Annotated in this window: 1 protein-coding gene; it reads right to left on the reverse strand. The window is 48.3% G+C overall.

Annotated features, from left to right (window positions below; genetic code table 11):
- The coding region (locus HC176_RS15930; protein ID WP_280818696.1) for a nucleoside transporter C-terminal domain-containing protein at nt 1-540 on the reverse strand (540 nt) is incomplete at both ends.

Consider the following 540-nt stretch of genomic DNA (forward strand, 5'->3'; position numbering starts at 1 on the left):
GGATTTTTCATAGGTAAGGCTCAGGGCATTCACCGGATTCTTTAGTTCGGCCAGCTGAATGTAACCTACAAATTCACTTGCTGCAAGTTTGATCCCCAGCAGCTGTCCCATAAGCATCATATCTTCGGTGGCGACTCCAATCAGCCACATAAGAGGTGCGAAGACGAGTCCTAAAAGAGATTCCAGGGACAATTTAGCGTAGGGTGTGTTCTCCGCCATTACGGCATTTAACGTGGTCCAGTCTCCTATCCATCCCAGCACATAATTCATCATAGCGATAAAGGCAATGAAGACCAGCAACATCGCTGCAACGTTTGCGGCAAGTTTCAAACCTTCGGTAGTACCGTTGGCAATAGCATCGAGAATGTTAGAACCAATTTTTTCCGAAGAAACCTCCACGTTGGTGTCGATTTCCTCCTGCTGTGGATAAAGTATCTTGGAAACCACGATGGCCCCGGGCGCTGCCATTACTGAAGCTGCCAAAAGGTGCTTCGCGAACTCCAGCCTTAACTGCGGATCATCCCCTCCTAAAAAGCCGAT

Source organism: Tamlana crocina (assembly GCF_012037625.1).